The sequence below is a fragment of the Micromonospora tulbaghiae genome, from assembly GCF_900091605.1.
Lineage (GTDB): Bacteria > Actinomycetota > Actinomycetes > Mycobacteriales > Micromonosporaceae > Micromonospora > Micromonospora tulbaghiae.
In genome coordinates this window covers 432,182-447,130 of sequence record NZ_FMCQ01000004.1, presented here as the reverse complement: position 1 = coordinate 447,130, position 14,949 = coordinate 432,182, and the positions used below count along the sequence as shown (strand labels likewise).

The following is a 14,949-nucleotide window of genomic DNA, read 5'->3' as shown; positions in this document are numbered from 1 at the left end:
GGGCGGTATGGCTACTTTCCCGTAGCAACTCTCCGGCAACCGTCGCCGCCCCTGCGCCACACCCGACCCCCCGGGTGGCAGGCGTGCCGGCGCTCGAAGAAAACGGGATAGGTACATGGCCGACCTGAACGTGCCACCGCGTCGACCCCGGGACGACCGCGGCTGGGACGGATACCAGCACCCCCATCCGGACGGGTACCGCGATCCGCACGCCGCGCCGTACGCCGGCGGTAACCCCGCGTCGGGCCCGCAGTGGGTCGGGCCGAACGGCTTCGCCCCCGCGGCACAGGCGCCCGCCGGCTACCCCCAGCCCGGCGGCCACGCCCAGCCCGCAGGCGGGTACGGCCCGCCGCCCGGCGGCGGACTGCCCGACCTGGACGACGACGGCGACGAGGCCCCGAAGCGGGGCCGGCGCCGTGCGCTCGCCACCCTCGGCGGCGCCGTGGTGGTCGCCGGTGGCGCCGCCCTGGCCTTGTCCCCGCAGGTGCGCGGCCTGTTCAGCGACGCGCCGGCCGGTGACGCCACCGGCACCGTGACCACCGACGGCAACGCGGCCCGGCCCAGCGGGCAGCAGCCCAGCACGGTACGGACCTACACCGAGCAGAACGAGAGCTACATGGGCTCCCGGGCCGGCGAGGCGCTCAAGCGCAACGCGCCGTCCGGTGGCCGGCTCTACGGCAGCCCGGCCGAAGCCGCCGCGGCGACCAAGGTGACGGTGAAGACGGTCCTCGCCAAGGACCCGATCCGGCACCTGTTGAGCCGGACCACCTTCGGTCCGACGCCGAAGATGATGGCCGAGGTCAAGCGCGTCGGCATCGACGACTGGCTGCGTGAGCAGCTCCAGCCGGAAAAGATCGCCCCGACGAAGGCCGAGATGAAGCTGGCCGAGCTGCAGTCGCTCAAGCTCAGCCCGACGCAGCTCCGCGACCAGCGCGAGCAGCTCAACGAGAAGGGCGTCGACCCGGCCCGGGAGACGGTGGACGCCACCATCGCCCGCCAGATCTGGTCCGACCGCCAGCTGTTCGAGGTGATGGTCGACTTCTGGAACGACTTCCTGCACGTCGCCGCCGACTTCGACGGCGGAGAGAACTACCGCAACGCGTTCGACCGCGACGTCATCCGCAAGCACGCGCTGGGCAGCTACCCGGAGATGCTCGTCGCCGCGAACAAGCACCCGGCGCTGCTGCTCTACCTGAACCAGGTCGACTCGCGTAAGGACGCGGTCAACGAGAACCTGGCCCGGGAGAACCTGGAGCTGTACTCGGTCGGCGTCGACGGCGGTTACACCGAGAAGGACGTCCGCCAGGCCGCGCTGCTCCAGACCGGACGCGGCGTCGCCGACGGCAAGTACAAGTTCTTCGCCGAGCGGCACTATCTCGGCAAGGTGAAGATCCTCGGGTTCAGCCACGCCAACAACTCCGACGACCCGGTCGCCGCCGACAAGGTGATCGACTCGTACATCCGCTACATCGCGATGCACCCGTCGACCGCGCGGTACGTGGCACAGAACCTCGCCACCCGGTTCGTCTCCGACACGCCGCCCAAGTCCGTGGTGGACCGGCTGGCGAAGGCGTACACGACCAACAAGGGTCAGATCCGCCCGGTGCTGGCGACGCTGTTCAGCTCCTCGGAGTTCTGGGCCGCGATCGGCCAGAAGGTACGCCGCCCGATGGAGTACCTGGTCGCCACGTACCGGGCGCTGGGTGTCTCGCCGGAGGCGGCCCCCGGCTACTCCGGCGACAACCGGCGTACCCCGTTCGGGCAGGGCCTGCGGCAGATCCAGGACAAGATGCGCGAGCTCGGCCAGTACCCGATGGGCAAGCCCACCCCGGACGGCTACGCCGACGTCTACCTGGCCTGGACCTCGGCCGGCACCATGATCGACGGCTGGAACGAGGCGGGTGACCTGATCGCCGGCTACCGCAAGCAGTTCACCTTCGCCAAGCCGGAGAAGCTGGTCGCGAAGCCGCCGGCCACCGCCGGGGCGTACGTGGACGCGCTCGCCCAGCGGCTGGTGCAGCAGAAGCTCAGCGCCAAGGAGAAGAAGCTGGTGCTCGCCGTGGCCGGCGTGTCCGAGAGCGCCAAGGTCGACGCCACCTTCAACGGGGCCATCGCCGCTGTCGCGCGGACGATCCTCGCGTCCCCCCAGCACCACCTCCGGTGAGGCATTCGATGGAGATGACCGTGAACCCGTACCCCCTGCACCCCGAATGCCCCGACCTGCGGCGGCTGGCCGACAACCCGGCCGAGGCGCTGCTGCGCGCGGAGGCGGACATCGTCGCGGCCGAGAACGCGGCCGAGGCCGACCGGTACCGCCGGCTGGAGGAGGTCGAGGAGGCGCAGCAGGACGGCCGGGGCGTCACCCGGCGTACCTTCGTGGCCGGCGCCGCCGCGACCGCGACCGCGCTCGCGACCGCGCAGTTCGTCACCACGTCGGCGTCGTTCGCCGCGACCAAGACCGGCACGCTGATCCACGTCTTCCTCTACGGCGGGCTGGACGGGCTGAGCCTGGTCGCGCCGGCGAACGACCCGGTGCTCGCCAAGGCCCGCCCCGACCTGCTGCTGGGCGAGGACTCGCTGGCGCTGGCCCGCGGCTTCAAGCTCACCAGCGCGTTCGCGCCGCTGGAGAAGTGGCTCAAGGCCGGTCAGCTCGGCTTCGTGCCGGCCGTGTCCGACCCGCGGCTGTCCCGCAGCCACTTCCAGGCCGCCGACGCCTGCAACCTGGGCGGCCTGCCGGGTGAGACCGGCGGCCGGGGCTGGCTGGACAGCCTGGTCGACTCGCTCGGCAAGGGCACCGCGTTCCGCAGCGTCGGCATCGGCAGCACGCTGCCCCGCTCGCTCGTCGGCGTGAACGGCGCGATCTCCCTCAACAGCGTCGGCGACCTGCGGCTCAACGGCGACGACAAGTTCCGGGCGGCCACCGAGAAGGCGATCCGCGGCCTGTTCACCGGCATCAACCACCCGGTCGAGGAGGCGGTGCAGGAGGGCATGGGCGCGCTGGCCACCGCCCAGAAGCTCGCCGCCAAGCCGTACGCCGCCGCCGAGGGCGTCCAGTACCAGGGCGTCGGGAACGCGTTCAAGCAGCTCGCCCAGCTCATCAAGGGCGGTGCGAACGTGCGGGTGGCCACCGTCGGCATGGGCGGCTACGACACCCACGAGAACCAGGGCACCCGCGAGGGCGGCCAGCTCTGGCGGCGGCTCAACGAACTGGCCGGCGCCATGGCCGCGTTCTTCACCGACCTGGGCGACCGGTCGGCGGACGTGACCATCATGGTGTCCAGCGAGTTCGGCCGCCGGGTCGGCTCCAACGGCGGCGGCACCGACCACGGGCACGGCGGCGTGGTCACCGTGCTGTCCGGCCGCAAGCTCGCGAACTCGCTGCTCGGCACCTGGAACGGGCTGGACAAGCTGGACAGCGGCGACGTGCCGGAATACAACAACATGTTCAACGTCTACGGATCCGTCGCGCAGGGCCGCTTCGGCCTGACCGCCGCGCAGGTGGACAAGGTCTTCCCCCGGCAGAAGTTCACCCCGGTCAAGATCTACGCGTGACGTACCAGGACACCCGCGCCGCCGGCCGCCGTACCGGGCATCCCGCCCCGTACGGCGGCCGTCCGGCTGCCCCCGTACCCCCGGGTCGTCCGCGCCGCGGACCCGGCGGCCGGCGTGCCCTCGCCGTGGTCTTCTGGCTGGGCCTGGTCGCCGTGGTCCTGCCGTGGTGGCTGGACACCCCGGCCGGTTCGCTCGCCGGCACCGCCGACCTGCTCACCGCGGGCGGCCGGATCACCGGCCTGATCGCCGGCTACCTGCTGCTGGTGCAGGTGCTGATGATGAGCCGGCTCGGCGTGCTGGAACGCGCGCTCGGCGGCGAGCGGATCTCCCGGCTGCACCGGGATCTCGGCGCGACACTGCTGGTGACGGTGCTCGCGCACATGTCGCTGCTGGTGGTCGGCTACTCCCGGCAGGAACGCAAGACGGTGCTCGGCGAGGTCGGCGCGCTGCTGACCGACTACGAGGACATGGTCTCCGCGTTCGTCGCCGCGGGCATCCTGGTCACTGTCGCGTTCACCGCGGTACGCGCCGTGCGCCGACGCCTGCCCTACGAGCTGTGGCACCTGCTGCACGCCGCCAGCTACCTCACGCTGCTGCTCGGGTACGCGCACCAGTTCAGCAACGGCGCGCAGCTCTACGAGCCGGGCCCGGTGCGTACCGGCTGGATCGCCGCGTACCTGCTGGTCGTGGCCGCGCTGGTGTGGGGCCGGGTGCTCGCGCCGCTGGTGTTCAACCTGCGGCACCGGCTGCGCGTCGCCGACGTGGTGGCGGAGAGCCCGGACACCGTCTCGGTCTACCTGACCGGGCAGCGGCTCAACCAGATCGACCTGCTCGGCGGGCAGTTCTTCCGCTGGCGCTTCCTCAACCCCGGCTGCTGGTGGCAGTCGCACCCGTTCTCCGTCTCCGCCGCCGCGAACGACCGCTGGCTGCGGATCACCGTCAAGGTCGTCGGCGGGTACACCGCCGAGCTGCGCGACCTCACGCCCGGCACCCGGGTCTGGGCGCAGGGCCCGTCGGGCACGTTCACCGCCGCCCACCGCACCCGGGAACGGGCGCTGCTCATCGCCGGCGGCAGTGGCATCGCACCGCTGCGGGCGATGCTGGAGGAACTGCCGCCCGGCGCGGCGCTGATCTACCGGGCGAGTACCCCGGCCGACGTCCTGCTGCACCAGGAGCTGGACTGGCTGGCGCAGGCCCGGCAGACCTCCGTCTGGTACGTCGTCGGCCGCCGCGACGACCCCGGCCCTCGCCAGGTGATGAACCCGGAGGGCCTGCGGCACCTCGTGCCCGACCTGACCCGCCGCGACGTGTACCTGTGCGGCCCCGGCGGCATGGTGGACGAAGCAGTCGCCGCACTGCGGGCGGCAGGCGTGCCGCGTCGCCAGATCCACCTGACCGCGTTCGAGCTGTAGGAGAGGCACCGCCATGCGTCGCGCGTTGCTCGCGATCACCGGCCTGGCCGCCGGCACCACCGCACTGGTGGTGCTCAAGGGCGCGCCCGGCGCCGGGCAGGCCACGCCGGACGTACCGGCCGCGCTGGCCCCGGTCGTGCCCGGCGGCTCGGCCGCGCCCGAACCGCCGTCGCCCACCGGCTCCGCGCCCGGCGTCACCCCGTCGCCGCGCGCCTCGGCGAAGCCGACACCGAAGCCGTCCGCCGACCGCAGCGCCGCCAGCCGCGGTGGCACCCGCACCCGCACCACACCGGCGGCGCCGCGGACCACCACCAGCGCGCCGAAGGCCACCACCCGCACCGTGACCGGGCCGTCGGTCACCTACGAGTACGGCTCACTCCAGGTCCGGATCACGCTCAGCGGCAGCCGGATCGTCGACGCCACGGGTATCGGACTGCCGCTGGGCGGGCAGTCCGGGCAGCGCAGCGACGACGTGCAGGCCCGCTACAGCGGCACCTCCGGCGAGGTGGTGGCCCGGCAGAGCGCCAACCTGAGCACCGTGTCCGGGGCCACCTACACCAGCACCGCGTACAAGCAGTCGTTGCAGGCCGCGCTGGACAAGGCGTGACAGTCCCGGCTCATGCCGGTGCCGCCGTCGTTGGTCCCGGTCCGGCCGCCCGGCCCGGCTTGCGCCTGGTCGAACACATCATGGGTACGGCGATCAGCCTCGACGTCGCCGACGACCTGCCCTCGGAGACCCTGCACGAGCTGGCCGAGGACACGTTCGGCTGGCTGCGCGAGGTGGACGCGCGGTTCAGCACGTACCGCGACGACAGCGAGGTGTGCCGGGTCGACCGGGGCGAGCTGCGGGCCGCCGACGCCTCCGCCGACCTGCGGGCCGTGCTGGCCGCCTGCGCCGACCTGTGGACCGCCACCGACGGGTTCTTCGACGCGTACGCGACGGGCCGGCTCGACCCGTCCGGCTACGTCAAGGGCTGGGCGGCGCAGGTCGCCTCGGACCGGCTGGTGGCCGCGGGCGCACCGAACCACTGCGTGAACGCGGGCGGCGACGTACGCGTACGCGGCCACGACGCGGACGGTGAGCCGTGGCGGATCGGGGTGCGGCATCCCTGGGACGCGGCGGCGACCTGTCTGGTGCTGACCGGCACCGACATCGCGGTCGCCACCTCCGGCGTGTACGAGCGCGGCCACCACGTGCTGGACCCGCGCCGGGGCGTACCGGCGACCGGTCTGCGTTCGGTGACAGTGGTGGGCCCGGACCTGGGCGTGGCCGACGCGTACGCGACAGCCGCTGTGGCAATGGGCGCACCGGGCCTGGCCTGGCTGGACCGCCTGCCGTCCCCCTGGCAGCACGCCGTGGTGACGGAGGAAGCCCACCTGCACCACTCCCGCACCCTCCCCACCCTCCCGCCTTCCTGACCCGCCCCGCCCTGCCCCGCCCCGCCCTGCCCCCGCCCCGCCCCCGGCCCCGCCCTTCGCCCCGTCGATCATGAAGTTGGCGGCACCGCCGCCCGGCGTGTCGCACCGCTAACCTCATGATCAACGATGCGTCGGGGAGCCAGGCGCGGTCGATTTTCCGGCTGCGCTTCGGCGCCAGCACTCCTGCCCGTGCCTCCTGGGCGCCTCGGCCAGCCTCCGGCCGCCGCGGGTCGCCTCCGGCCCGCGCTCCGGCGTCAGCCCTGCCCGTGCCTCTTGGGTGCCTTCGGCCCGCGCCCGGCCCCGCGCCCGGCCCCGCGCCCGGCCCGCCTCCGGCCTCGCGCCCGGCCCGCCTCCGGCCTCGCGCCCGGCCCGCCTCCGGCCCCGCGCCCGCCCCGCGCCCGGCCCGCCTCCGGCCTCGCGCTCGGCCCGCCCCCGGCCCGCGCTCGGCGCGGTGATCAAGGGGTTTGTGTCCTCCGGAGCGTTCTGGGCGGACACAAACCCCTTGATCACCGGCGGCGGGCGAGGAGGGGGGAGGCGGGTGGGCTGGGTGGGTCAGCGGAGGGGGCGATGGAGGATCGCGGGGCGGGAGCCGGTGGGGCGGGGGCGGCCGGGGCGGACGCCCAGGGGCCGGGTGAAGGCCCACGGGTGCAGGCGGCGGCGGGGCCGCGCCGGCTCGGTACCGCCGGTGTGGCGGGCAGCGTCGTCCCTGGACATGGTCAAACCCCCGCTCTGGCGCACACGCGCCTTCACCAGGGACAACGAGTCCGGTGCCGGGGAGGTCGCTGTCGGCCACCCGTCCGGGTCGCCGGACCCGCCATGACCAGGGAGGACGCTCGGCATCGGCCACCCGTCCGGGTCACCGGACCGGCCGTGACCAGTCAGGATGCTCGGCATTGGCCACGCGTTGCGGGGTCACCGGCCGCGCGAGGCGGGGTCAGCGGCCCCGGCGGGGCAGCGGGAGATGGCCGGGGAACAGGTCGGCGCCGAGCGTCACGCCGGCCGCCCGTAACGCGGCGATCAGCGCGTTCTGCACCAGGTACGAGTCGGGTAGCTGCCAACGGGCCTGCTCCGGGGCGACCACCCAGCGCACCGTCCCCTCGGGCAGCCGGGTCGGTGGGGCGGGGATCCACGAGCCGGGTCCGTGGCGCACGACGTGGAAGCAGTGCTCCAGCTCGGGCCGCAGCGGGTCGCCGGGACGGACCAGGAACATCCAGCGGCCGGTCGGGGTGACCAGCGCCGGCCCGCGTACGCCGAAGCCGGCGGGGTGGGTGGCGACCGCCTCCAGGACCTGCCGGCCCAGGTGGGCGGCGACCTCGAGCACGTCGAAGGCGCGGCCGGTGGGCAGCAGGATGCCGTGCGGGCGGTTGCGCCACCAGGTGGCCACCCGGGCCGGGTCGGCGCTGGCGGCGTGTTCCCAGTCCTCCAGCGCCGGGTGGCAGCCCACCGTGGGACAGCCGGCCCGGCCGCAGACGAACCGGCTGTTCGCCAGGCAGGCGCCGGGGGTGACCGGCCAGTCGTGCAGCGCGTACCGCACCGCGACGCGGCGCAGCCGGACCCGTTCCAGCGGCGACAGGTGAGCGACGCGCGGTCGGACGTTCCTCCACATGTCTGCCGTCCCCTCTGGTCCCGCCGAGCCGTCCACAAGCCGAACCGTCCACAAGCAACACGTCGAAAGCCGTCACTGCCGTAACCCACGCTCGTTGAGGTGACTAACGGTCGGTGCAACTTGCACGAAAACTACGAGAATTGGCTGGACGGTGGACGCACAACCTGTGCGATCGGCGCGAGCCTGATGGACGTGGGGGGACCGGCCGGCGCCGTGAGGGGGAGGGAGCGGGAATGGACGAACTGCCCACAGGCCGGCGGGTGGCGTACTGGCGGAGCCGCCGCAAGATGTCCCAGCAGGTCTTCGCCGACCGGCTCGGCAAGTCCAAGAGCTGGGTGGACAAGGTGGAGCGCGGCGTGCGCCGGCTGGACAAGTTCTCCGTGCTCTACGAGATCGCCGACATCCTCCAGATCGACGTGCAGCTGCTGCACGGCAAGGACCCGGAGCGGCGTACCGATGCGCTCAACTGCATCGACCAGGTCGAGGTGGAGGAGATCCGCACCGCCCTGGAGCGGTACGACTCGATGAGCGCCTACTTCGACGCGGCGCCCTACCCCCCGCCGCTGGCCGACATGCGCAAGGCCGTGAACCACGCCTGGCTCACCTACCAGTACGGCCGGTACGGAATGCTCACCCGCGCGCTGCCCAAGCTGCTGCGCGACGCCCAGGCGGCGGACGCCGGCTACGCCGCCGGCGACCAGGTACGCGAGGCCGCCCACCTGCTCGGGCAGGTCTACCAGATCGCCTCCTCGGTGCTGCGCAAGCTCGGCGAGTGCGACCTCGCCTGGCTCGCCGCCGACCGGTCGATGGCGGTGGCCCAGCGGGCCGACGACCCGCTGCTGGCCGGCATCGCCACCACCCGGGTCTGCAACGCGCTCGTCGCGATGGGCCGCCCCCGCCCCGCGCTGGAGCTGAACGTCCGCATCGCGGGGCGGCTCGCGCCCGGCGGCGACAACGACGTCCGGCCGGAACGGCTCTCCGTGTACGGCATGCTGCTGCTGCAGGGTGCGATGGCCGCCGCCCGGATCGGCGACTCGGCGACGGTGGACGACCTGCTCGCGGGCGCCGGTGAGGCGGCCACCATGCTCGGCGGCGACCACAACCACTACTGGACCTCCTTCGGCCCGACCAACCTGGAGCTGCACCGTGCGGCGGCGGCGGTCGAGCTGGGCGACGGCGGCCGGGCGGTGGAGACCCACATGCGCCTGTCCGAGCCCGCGTTCAACGCGTTGCTGCCGGAGCGGCGCGCGCACCACCTGCTCGACCTGGCCCGGGGCTACTCCCAGATCGGTGACGTCGCCAACGCGGCGGACATGCTGCTGCGCGGTGACCGGCTCGCGCCCTCCGAGATCCGGTGCCGGCCGATAGCGCACGAATTGATGTCCGAGATTCTCCGTCGCACACGTGGTGCGCCGCCTTCGCCGATCGCGGAGTTGGCTGAGCACATGGGAGTCGGAGTATGAGCGGTCCGGAGACCGCCAACGGGCACCGGCGCGTGCTCTACGTCATCGCCTGCGGTTCGCCGCTGGCCCGTCACGTCGGCCGGCTGGTCGACCTCGCCCAGCGGGAGGGGTGGGCGGTCTGCGTGGTCACCACGCCGGACGGCGCGAAGTTCGTCGACCGGACGGAGCTGGCCCGGCAGACGGGGCATCCGGTCCGTACGCACTACAAGAACCCGGGTGACCTGGACGTGCTGCCCCCGGCCGACGCCATGCTGGTGTGCCCGGCCACCGTCAACACGATCAACAAGTGGGCGGTCGGCATCACCGACACCCTGGCGCTCGGCCTGCTGATCGAGGCGCAGGGGATGGGGGTGCCGATCGCTGCCGTGCCGTACACGAACGAGGCGATGGCCGCGCACCCGGCGTTCCGGGCCAGCCTCGACCGGCTCGGGCAGTGGGGCGTGCGGGTGGTCTTCGGCGACCACGTCGTACGCCTGCACCCGCCCGGCACGGGGGAGCGGCGCGCGGACGCCTTCCCCTGGGACGCCGGCCTGGCCGCCCTGCGCGGCGCGGACCGGCCGGTCGCCCCGGTCGGCTGACCTGCGATGGGCGCGGCCCTCGGCGGACGCCGGGGGCCTCGCCCGGCGACGGACGGCGTGTACCGGCCCGGACGCCGGTAAGCTGGCCGCCCGTGAGCACAACCGTTGCCGACGTCGTGGCCGCCCTGGACCGCCGTTATCCGCCCGCCTGGGCCGAGGAGTGGGACCGCGTCGGCCTGGTGCTGGGCGAGCCCGACCGCCCGGTACGCCGGGTCGCCTGCGTGGTGGACGTGGTCCCGGAGACCGTGGACGAGGCGCTCGACGCCGGCGCGGACATGATCGTCGCGCACCATCCGCTGCTGCTGCGCGGTGTCTCCTCGGTGGCCGCCACCACGTACAAGGGCCGGATCGTGCACCGGTTGATCAAGGCGGACGTCGCGCTGCACGTGGCGCACACGAACGCCGACGTGGCCGACCCGGGCGTGTCCGACGCGCTCGCCGCCCGGTTCGGGCTCACCGGGCTGCGCCCGCTGCACCCGCCCCGCCCCGGCTCGCCCGCTGCCGGGCCCGGCCGGGGCATCGGCCGCATCGGTGAGCTGCCCACCCCGATGACGCTCGCCGAGCTGACCCGGCTGGCCGCCGCCGTGCTCCCGGTCACCGCCTGGGGAGTTCGCGCCGCCGGGGATCCCGGGCGTATGGTTCGTACCCTCGCCGTCAGCGGCGGCTCGGGGGACGGCTTCCTCGCCGAGGCGACCGCGGCCGGGGTGGACGCGTTCCTCACCGCGGACCTGCGCCACCATCCGGCCGGGGAACACCTCGCCGCCGGTGGCCCGGCGCTGCTGGACGCCGCCCACTGGGCGACGGAGCGACCCTGGCTGGACGACCTGGCCGCCTTCCTGGCCGCCGAGCTGGACGTCGAGACCGTGGTGTCCGACCTGGACACCGACCCGTGGACCGTGCACGCCGCCGCGCCCCGGCCGGACGACAAGGAGCCCCGACGTGAAGGCTGACCCGAAGGTGCAGCGCCGCCTGCTCGACCTCCAGGCGATCGACACCGCGCTGGCCCAGCTCGCGCACCGCCGCCGCAGCCTGCCGGAGCGCGCCGAGTTGGAGGCCCTGGCGCGTGAGCTGTCCGCGCTGGAGGACGAGCGGGTCCGCGCCCAGGTGGCAGTCGACGACCTGGATCGGGACATCGCCCGGATCGAGAAGGACGTCGACCAGGTGCGGGCGCGCAAGAGCAAGGACGAGGCCCGCCTGGCCTCGGGCAGCGGCCCGGCCCGGGAGCTGGAGGCGCTCCAGCACGAGCTGGTCTCGCTGAACCGCCGGCAGAGCGACCTGGAAGACGCCGAGCTGGAGCTGATGGAGCAGCGGGAGACCGCGCAGGGTGTGCTCGACGGCATCGAGAGCCGGCTCGCCGAGACCCGCGAGCGCCGTGCCGCGACCGAGCAGCGCCGCGACGAGACCCTGGCGGAGATCGCCAAGGAGGAGGAGTTCAAGCGCACGGCCCGCCAGCCGCTCGCCGGTGACCTCCCGGCGGACCTGGTCGGCCTCTACGACAAGATCCGCGAGGACACCGGTATGGGCGCCGCGCTGCTCACCGGTGGCCGCTGCGGCGGCTGCCGGCTGGAGATGTCCGGCGCCGACCTGGCCCGCATCCGCAAGGCCGACCCGGACGACGTGGTCCGCTGCGAGGAGTGCCGGCGGATCATGGTCCGGACCAACGAGTCGGGACTGTAGCCGCCGTGGCGGTGCGCGCGGTCGTGATCGAGGCCGACGGCGGCTCCCGGGGCAACCCCGGTCCGGCCGGCTACGGCGCTGTGGTCCGGGATCCGGAGACCGGCGAGGTGCTGGCCGAGCGGTCCGAGTCGATCGGTACGGCGACGAACAACGTCGCCGAGTACCGGGGCCTGATCGCCGGGCTGGAGGCCGCCGCCGAGCTGGGCGCGGCCGAGGTCGAGGCGCGGATGGACTCCAAGCTGGTCGTCGAGCAGATGTGCGGCCGCTGGCAGATCAAGCACCCCGGGCTGCGTCCGCTCGCCGCCCAGGCGGCCGGGCTGGTCAGCCGTTTCGCCGCCGTACGGTTCACCTGGGTGCCCCGCGAACGCAACCGGCACGCCGACGCCCTTGCCAACGCGGCAATGGACGCCGCCGCCTCCGGCGTCGTACCGGCCGTCACCGGGAAGGCCGCGGCGCGGGAGGCGAAGGTCGTCCGGGCCACCGGCACCGACCCGGCGACCACGCCCGCCTCCTGGGAGCCGCGCCCGACCGAGGAGGCCACCCGGCTCATCCTCGTGCGGCACGGCGAGACCGAGCGCACCGTGCAGAAGCGCTACTCCGGCCGGGGCGACGTGCCGCTCACCGAGCGCGGCCGGGCCCAGGCCCGGGCCACCGCCGCCCGGGTGGCCGCGCTGGCGCCGTCCGTCGCCGCGGTGGTCAGTTCCCCGCTGTCCCGGTGTACGGCCACCGCCGAGGCGGTCGCCGCGCAGGTCGGAAATCCGCCGGTACGCACCGACGACGACCTGATCGAGTGCGACTTCGGGGTCTGGGAGGGGCACACGTTCGCCGAGGTACGCGAGGGCTGGGCGGCCGAACTGGACGCCTGGCTCGCCTCCACCCGGGTCGCGCCGCCGAAGGGCGAGTCGTTCGTGACAGTCGCCGAGCGGACCGGGCGGGCGGTCGACCGGCTGCGGTCGGCGTACCCGGGGGAGACGGTCGTGGTGGTCTCCCACGTCTCGCCGATCAAGCTGGTGCTGCGCGACGCGCTCGCCGCCGGCGACGCGTTCCTGCACCGGCTCTACCTGGACACGGCGGGCATCTCGGTGCTGGACCTGTACCCGGACGGTGGCGTAGCGGTCCGCTCGGTCAACGACACCTCGCACCTCACGGACGTCTGACGGCCGCTCGGCGCATGTCGGCGGCCGTTTGGCGCATCGGCATCCTCCGATCGGACGTGACCCCCGTCACAGGGTCGTAGCCTCCGGCCGTCACATGGCCCGCTACGAATGCCCGGAGGGTGTCACATGGCCGCACCGGAACCGGAGGCGCTTCACACGGCGCGATCCAGGGCGAAGGACAAGAGTCCCTGGAACTGGTTGCTCTTCATCCCGATCGTGGTGCCGCTGATCCCGGCACTGTTCAACGCCGACTCGCCCCGGCTGTTCGGGTTCCCGCGTTTCTACTGGCTGCAACTGGCCTGGATCCTGCTGGGCGTCGGCACCACCACGCTCGTCTACCAGATGACGAAGAAGCGGGGTGACCGGTGAGCGCGAGGAGTGAGCCGGGCCTGCGAGCCCCGCAGTCGCGAACGAAGGGGGCACAGTGATGTGGCGGGACCACCTCACCGAGATCATCGTCTTCTCACTGCTGTTCCTGCTGGTCAGCGCCATGGGTTTCGTTGCGGCCCGGTGGCGCAGACCGAAGGACATGGCCCACCTGGACGAGTGGGGGCTGGGCGGTCGCAGCTTCGGCGGCTGGATCACCTGGTTCCTGGTCGGCGGTGACCTCTACACCGCGTACACGTTCGTGGCGGTCCCGGCGCTGATCTTCGGGGCCGGCGCGGCGGGCTTCTTCGCGGTGCCGTACACGATCGTCATCTACCCGCTGGTGTTCCTGGTGCTGTGCCGGCTCTGGTCGGTCTCGCACCGGCACGGGTTCGTCACCCCGGCCGACTTCGTCCGCAACCGGTTCGGCTCGCCGATCCTGGCGCTGCTGGTCGCGATCACCGGCATCGTCGCCACCATGCCGTACATCGCGCTGCAGCTGGTCGGCATCGAGGCGGTGCTCAAGACCATGGGCGTGACCGGGGACAGCGCGCTGGCCCGGCACCTGCCGATCATCATCGCGTTCGCGATCCTGGCCGCGTACACGTACCAGTCCGGGCTGCGCGCGCCGGCGCTGATCGCGTTCGTCAAGGACTCGCTGATCTACATCGTGATCCTGGTCGCGGTGATCTGGCTGCCGTACAAGCTCGGCGGCTGGGGCGCCATCTTCGACGCCGCCGACGCGAAGTTCCAGGCGTCACCCGCGCCCGGCGACGGCATCCTGCTCAACCAGAACAACCAGATCCAGTACGTGACGCTGGCGTTCGGCTCGGCGCTGGCGCTGTTCCTCTACCCGCACAGCATCACCGGTGTGCTGGCCAGCCGGAACCGCGACGTGATCAAGCGGAACATGTCCGCGCTGCCCGCGTACAGCCTGCTGCTGGGGCTGATCGCGCTGCTCGGCTACATGGCCATCGCGGCGAACGTGAAGCCGCTGCCCGGTGCGAAGGAGGGCACGACCGACGGCAACACGGTGGTGCCGCTGCTGTTCGACCAGCAGTTCCCGGACTGGTTCGCCGGGGTGGCGTACGCGGCCATCGGCATCGGCGCGCTGGTGCCCGCGGCGATCATGTCGATCGCGGCGGCGAACCTGTTCACCCGCAACATCTACAAGGAGTACCTGAAGCGGGACGCCACCCCGGCGCAGGAGGCGAACGTCTCGAAGATCACCTCGCTGGTGGTGAAGGTCGGCGCGGTGGCCTGCATCGTCTTCCTCGACCCGCAGTTCTCCATCGACCTGCAGCTCATCGGTGGCGTGATCATCCTCCAGACGCTGCCGGCGGTGGCGCTGGGCCTCTACACCCGCTGGTTCCACAGGGGCGCGCTGATCGCCGGCTGGGCGGCCGGCATGGGCCTCGGCATGTGGATGCTCTACCAGATCGGCAACCCGGCGACCGGGAAGAAGCACTTCGCCGGGTCGGCGTTCCCGTTGGAGAAGTTCGGCTTCGACACGCCGAAGACCATCTACGTGGGCATCGTGGCGGTGCTGGTGAACCTGGTGGTGGCCGCGCTGCTCACGCTGGTGCTGCGCGCCGCGAAGGTGGCCGACGGGCCGGACGGCACCACGCCGGACGACTACTTCGCCGACGAGGGCGACCCGCGCGTCACGCCCGGCGCCGACCGCGACGCGGACTCCGCGCGCGAGCCGGTGGCGTAGGG

The 14,949-nt window shown here is 73.2% G+C and carries 13 protein-coding genes; 12 read left to right on the top strand and 1 reads right to left on the bottom strand.

Annotation, left to right across the window (positions count from 1 at the left end):
* Window positions 1–115: 115 nt before the first annotated feature.
* The 5 genes from GA0070562_RS14780 (at window position 116) to GA0070562_RS14760 (ending at window position 6,383) form a co-directional block, all read left to right on the top strand.
* Window positions 116–2,164, top strand: a complete 2,049-nt coding sequence (locus GA0070562_RS14780) for a DUF1800 domain-containing protein (RefSeq protein ID WP_091421294.1) — start codon at window positions 116–118, stop codon at window positions 2,162–2,164.
* A gap of 14 nt (window positions 2,165–2,178) precedes the next feature.
* A complete protein-coding gene (locus GA0070562_RS14775) occupies window positions 2,179–3,552 on the top strand; it encodes a DUF1501 domain-containing protein (protein ID WP_225853402.1) in 1,374 nt (457 codons plus the stop codon).
* Window positions 3,549–4,964, top strand: a complete 1,416-nt coding sequence (locus GA0070562_RS14770) for a ferredoxin reductase family protein (RefSeq protein WP_091421290.1) — start codon at window positions 3,549–3,551, stop codon at window positions 4,962–4,964. The genes GA0070562_RS14775 and GA0070562_RS14770 overlap by 4 nt, the downstream gene beginning before the upstream one ends.
* Before the next feature lie 13 nt (window positions 4,965–4,977).
* The gene (locus GA0070562_RS14765) at window positions 4,978–5,571 is read left to right on the top strand and encodes an FMN-binding protein (protein WP_091421288.1); all 594 of its coding nucleotides are present in this window, start codon (window positions 4,978–4,980) and stop codon (window positions 5,569–5,571) included.
* Window positions 5,572–5,651: 80 nt separating this feature from the next.
* Window positions 5,652–6,383, top strand: coding sequence for an FAD:protein FMN transferase (locus tag GA0070562_RS14760; protein WP_091421286.1), 732 nt, complete (start codon window positions 5,652–5,654; stop codon window positions 6,381–6,383).
* A gap of 934 nt (window positions 6,384–7,317) precedes the next feature.
* On the opposite strand, the gene GA0070562_RS14755 is transcribed toward GA0070562_RS14760, so the two are convergent.
* On the bottom strand, window positions 7,318–7,989 hold the full coding sequence (locus GA0070562_RS14755) for a bifunctional DNA primase/polymerase (protein ID WP_091421284.1): 672 nt from the start codon (window positions 7,987–7,989) through the stop codon (window positions 7,318–7,320).
* A gap of 233 nt (window positions 7,990–8,222) precedes the next feature.
* Between GA0070562_RS14755 and GA0070562_RS14750 the strand changes: the two genes are divergently transcribed.
* The 7 genes from GA0070562_RS14750 (at window position 8,223) to mctP (ending at window position 14,947) form a co-directional block, all read left to right on the top strand.
* Window positions 8,223–9,452, top strand: a complete 1,230-nt coding sequence (locus GA0070562_RS14750) for a helix-turn-helix domain-containing protein (protein WP_091421282.1) — start codon at window positions 8,223–8,225, stop codon at window positions 9,450–9,452.
* Window positions 9,449–10,030, top strand: coding sequence for a flavoprotein (locus GA0070562_RS14745; RefSeq protein ID WP_091421280.1), 582 nt, complete (start codon window positions 9,449–9,451; stop codon window positions 10,028–10,030). The genes GA0070562_RS14750 and GA0070562_RS14745 overlap by 4 nt, the downstream gene beginning before the upstream one ends.
* A gap of 92 nt (window positions 10,031–10,122) precedes the next feature.
* Complete coding sequence (locus GA0070562_RS14740) at window positions 10,123–10,980, top strand: Nif3-like dinuclear metal center hexameric protein (protein WP_091421278.1); 858 nt, start codon at window positions 10,123–10,125, stop codon at window positions 10,978–10,980.
* Window positions 10,970–11,707, top strand: a complete 738-nt coding sequence (locus GA0070562_RS14735; RefSeq protein ID WP_091421276.1) for a zinc ribbon domain-containing protein — start codon at window positions 10,970–10,972, stop codon at window positions 11,705–11,707. Before GA0070562_RS14740 ends, GA0070562_RS14735 begins: the two co-directional genes overlap by 11 nt.
* A 5-nt stretch (window positions 11,708–11,712) precedes the next feature.
* Window positions 11,713–12,864, top strand: coding sequence for a bifunctional RNase H/acid phosphatase (locus tag GA0070562_RS14730; protein ID WP_091421274.1), 1,152 nt, complete (start codon window positions 11,713–11,715; stop codon window positions 12,862–12,864).
* Between the two features lie 126 nt (window positions 12,865–12,990).
* Entirely contained in the window at window positions 12,991–13,233 is a 243-nt protein-coding gene (locus GA0070562_RS14725; protein ID WP_091421272.1) for a DUF3311 domain-containing protein, read from the top strand.
* Between the two features lie 58 nt (window positions 13,234–13,291).
* A complete protein-coding gene (gene mctP, locus GA0070562_RS14720) occupies window positions 13,292–14,947 on the top strand; it encodes a monocarboxylate uptake permease MctP (protein ID WP_091421270.1) in 1,656 nt (551 codons plus the stop codon).
* Window positions 14,948–14,949 lie beyond the last annotated feature (2 nt).

What these genes read in the sequence shown, in the direction of transcription:
- GA0070562_RS14780 (WP_091421294.1), top strand. Translation starts at nt 116, where the DNA reads ATGGCCGACCTGAACGTGCCACCGCGTCGACCCCGGGACGACCGCGGC.
- GA0070562_RS14775 (WP_225853402.1), top strand. Translation starts at nt 2,179, where the DNA reads ATGACCGTGAACCCGTACCCCCTGCACCCCGAATGCCCCGACCTGCGG.
- GA0070562_RS14765 (WP_091421288.1), top strand. Translation starts at nt 4,978, where the DNA reads ATGCGTCGCGCGTTGCTCGCGATCACCGGCCTGGCCGCCGGCACCACC.
- GA0070562_RS14760 (WP_091421286.1), top strand. Translation starts at nt 5,652, where the DNA reads ATGGGTACGGCGATCAGCCTCGACGTCGCCGACGACCTGCCCTCGGAG.
- GA0070562_RS14755 (WP_091421284.1), bottom strand. Translation starts at nt 7,989, where the DNA reads ATGTGGAGGAACGTCCGACCGCGCGTCGCTCACCTGTCGCCGCTGGAA.
- GA0070562_RS14750 (WP_091421282.1), top strand. Translation starts at nt 8,223, where the DNA reads ATGGACGAACTGCCCACAGGCCGGCGGGTGGCGTACTGGCGGAGCCGC.
- GA0070562_RS14745 (WP_091421280.1), top strand. Translation starts at nt 9,449, where the DNA reads ATGAGCGGTCCGGAGACCGCCAACGGGCACCGGCGCGTGCTCTACGTC.
- GA0070562_RS14725 (WP_091421272.1), top strand. Translation starts at nt 12,991, where the DNA reads ATGGCCGCACCGGAACCGGAGGCGCTTCACACGGCGCGATCCAGGGCG.
- mctP (WP_091421270.1), top strand. Translation starts at nt 13,292, where the DNA reads ATGTGGCGGGACCACCTCACCGAGATCATCGTCTTCTCACTGCTGTTC.